Annotated in this window: 3 protein-coding genes; all 3 read right to left on the reverse strand. The window is 72.8% G+C overall.

Annotated features, from left to right (window positions below):
* Positions 1-1,618: condensation domain-containing protein (locus AB0E96_RS39835; protein WP_359831565.1), on the reverse strand; the 1,618-nt coding region annotated here is incomplete at its 3' end.
* A gap of 136 nt (positions 1,619-1,754) precedes the next feature.
* Positions 1,755-1,955, reverse strand: a complete 201-nt coding sequence (locus tag AB0E96_RS39840; RefSeq protein ID WP_359831567.1) for an MbtH family protein — start codon at positions 1,953-1,955, stop codon at positions 1,755-1,757.
* Between the two features lie 127 nt (positions 1,956-2,082).
* Positions 2,083-3,351 carry a glutamate synthase-related protein gene (locus AB0E96_RS39845; RefSeq protein WP_359831569.1) on the reverse strand — a complete coding sequence of 423 codons (1,269 nt, stop codon included), beginning with the start codon at positions 3,349-3,351 and terminating at the stop codon, positions 2,083-2,085.
* Positions 3,352-3,355 lie beyond the last annotated feature (4 nt).

Consider the following 3,355-nt stretch of genomic DNA (forward strand, 5'->3'; position numbering starts at 1 on the left):
CCACCACCTGCCCCGCATCCACCACCATCGCGGACAACACCCGCCGCAAACGCTCCGCGAGCAAGCCGACAGTGCCGTGGTCGAACAGATCGGTGCTGTAACGGAGTTCGACCTGGATGCCGGCGGGACTGTTGGTGGCATCGCAGTTCTCGGAGAAGATGAGGTTGAGGTCGAACCTGGCCGGGGCGTCGGCGAAGGTCTCCGGTTCCAGCGTGACACCCGGCAGCCGGAGGGTGCCCTCCTCGTTGTTCTGCAGCACGAGCATGACCTGGAACAGCGGGTGCACCGAGGCCGAGCGAACCGGGTTCAGCTCCTCCACCAACCGCTCGAACGGCACGTCCTGGTTCGAGAACGCCGCCAGATCCGCCTCCCGGACCCGACCCAGCAGCTCGTCGAACGTCGGCGAGCCCGACAGGTCGGTCCGCAGGACGAGCGTGTTCACGAAGAACCCGACCAACTCGTCCAACGCCTCGTCCGAACGCCCGGCCACCACCGTCCCGATCGGGATGTCCGTGCCCGCGCCCAACCGCGACAGCAGCGCGGCCACCGCGGCGTGCAGCACCATGAACAGCGTCACGCCGTTCCGGCGAGCCAGGGCCTGCAACTCCGCGTGCAGTTCGGCGTCCAGGCCGAACTCCACCAGGCCACCGGCGTGCGAGGCCGTCCCCGGCCGGGGCCGGTCCAGCGGCAGCGCCACCTCCTGCGGGGCGTCCCGCAGCACCTCGGCCCAGTGGTCGAGTTGCTGGTCCATGAGCTCGCCGAGCTGGTGGTGCTGCCAGAGCGCGTAGTCCGCGTACTGGACGGCCAGCGGCTCCCAGTCCGGCGCGGCACCGGCCAGACGGGCCCGGTAGGCCGCCGTCAGGCCCTCCCACAACGGCCGCATCGACCAGCCGTCACTGGCGATGTGGTGGATCGCCACCGACAGGACGGACTCCTCCCCACCGAGCGTGAACAGCACCACCCGCAGCGGGAGTTCGGTCGAGAGGTCGAAGACGGTGAAGGCCTCGGCCGAGATCCGCTCCGCCACCTCCTCCTCCCCGCACTCCACGACCGCGAACGGCACCCGGACCTCCCCGGCCGGGAGCACCACCTGCCGCGGCCGCCCGTCGACCGCCGGATAGACCGTCCGCAGCGCCTCGTGCCGACCCACCACGTCACCGATCGCCGCCCGCAACGCCTCGACGTCCACCGGCCCGCGCAACCGGAACGCGAACGGACTGTTGTACGCCGCCGACGCCCCCTCCAACTGGTCCAGGAACCACAGCCGCTGCTGCGCGAAGGACAGCGGCAGCACCTCCGGCCGCTCCCCCGCCACCAGGGCGGGCCGGGCCGGACGCCCCTCGCCCAGCCTCTCCGCCACCTTGGCGACGGTCGGGTTCCGGAAGAGTTCGCGGATGCCGAGCTCCGCGCCGAACGTGCCGCGGATGCGGCTGATCAGCCGGCTCGCGAGGACCGAATGACCGCCCAGGGCGAAGAAGTTGTCGTCGACCCCCACCGAAGGCACCCCGAGGACCTCGGCGAAGAGGCCGCACAGGATCTCCTCCTGCGCCGAACCGGGGCAGCGACCGCCCTCGGTCGTGACCTTCCGGCCCGTCGTGGGTTCCTTCTGCTGAGCCATGACATCTCCCTCTGGTGCCGGTGCGGCGGTGATCGATGTACGCGACGGTCCGCCCGGACCGGGTGCTGCGTCACCTGGCCCGGGCGGTACGCGGGTGTGCGAAAGGAATGGTGGGGAAAGGGGGGCGGCCGGCGGGTCAGCCGACCGTCGACGGGCGCGGCGCCAGGTCCGTCCAGTGCTGCTCGATGTACTCCAGGCAGGCCTGGCGGTCGTTCTCGCCGAAGGCGGTGGACCAGCCGGCCGGGACCTCGATCGCGTTCGGCCACAGCGAGTGCTGGTTCTGCTCGTTGACCAGGACCACGAAGCGGCCGTCGGCGTCCTCGAACGGGTTCGTCACAGCGGTTCTCCTTCTGTGCGGGGTGAGCGGTCGCGGCCGGGCGGGGCCCCGCCCTGCGGGGCGGGACCCACGTGCCGGGGTGACCGGGGCGCCCGGGCTGACAGGGTTGAGAGGGTTGAGAGGGGTGCTACGGGTGGAGGAGCGCGCCGGTGTCCGGGAGCCAGACGTCCTCGGGAGCCAGCGCGGCCGGCGCGTACTTTCCCAACGCGCTGATCAGCAGCCTCAGTTCGAAGGCGAGGCAGGCGACCAGCCGGGTGATCCCGTCCTGTGGGTCCTCGTCGGCCGCGAGCAGGGCCGCCCGGCCCAGTCCGACGGCCCGGGCGCCCAGCGCCAGGGCCTTGACGGCCCTGGCCCCTTCCCACATCCGGCCCGAGGCCAGCAGGCAGTGCGACCGGGGCTGCGGCCCCAGCCGGCGCAGGCACTCGCCCAGCGGCAGGCCCACCTGGTCGAGGAAGCTGCTGGGCGCCCAGCCGCTGCCGCCCTCGGCGCCGTCCACGGTCACCGAGTCCGCGCCGCTCGCCCACGCCACGGCCGCCGCTTCCTGGACGTCCCGCCCGGGCGGGAGCTTCACCCAGATCCGCGCGCGCGGGTAGTTGTTGCGCATGAACCGGATCTGCTGGCGCAGGATCTCCGCCGTGAACGTGCCGGGGCTGCTGGACCGCAGGACGCGGTCGTGCTCGGCGTCCCCGCTGCCGAACACGCCCTCGTCGGTGCTGTACTGGCTCGCCAGGCGGCCCGCCACCGAGCGCTTCAGTACCGTCATGCCGCCGAGGCCGGGCTTGGCGCCCTGGCCCACCTTCAGCTCGAACGCCAGGCGGCCCGACTCCAGCAGCGCCTTCGCTGCCGGGGCGCTGTAGATCTGGTTCCACACCTCGGCGTCCGCGTCCTCGGTGCTCTGCTGGAACGCCAGTCCGCCCATCCCGTCGGGGAGTTCCTGCTCGTAGGCACGCAGCCGGGCGATCATGCTGTCGCCGGTGTCGGCGGCCTCGTCGGCGGAACCTTCCCCGGAGCCGCGGGACGAACCGTCGTCGAAGCCGTTGGTCGGCACCACGTTCTCGCCGATGACCAGCGGGATGCCGAGGCGTCCGGCCTGGCGGCTGGCCGCCAGGCCGAGGCCCGAGGAGGCGACCTGGGTGGAGCCGAAGGCCGAGATGTACACCGGCAGCGACGAGCGGAACCCGCCGATGTCGGTGGCGAGTTCGACGTCGCCGTAGAGCGGCTCCCGGGCCAGGTCGGTGAGCTTCTCCAGCCGCTGGGGGACGAAGACCAGGGGGACCAGGCGCATCGCGTCCAGCGCGTCCGTGCCGCAGGGCGCCGCCGGCCGGGCGTCGCCGCCCGTGCCGCCGCCCGTGTCCGCGCCGGCGCCCGCGCCCGCGCCCGCGCCCGCGCCGAACAGCGTC

It is taken from the genome of Kitasatospora sp. NPDC036755 (assembly GCF_040636595.1).
Classification (GTDB): domain Bacteria; phylum Actinomycetota; class Actinomycetes; order Streptomycetales; family Streptomycetaceae; genus Kitasatospora.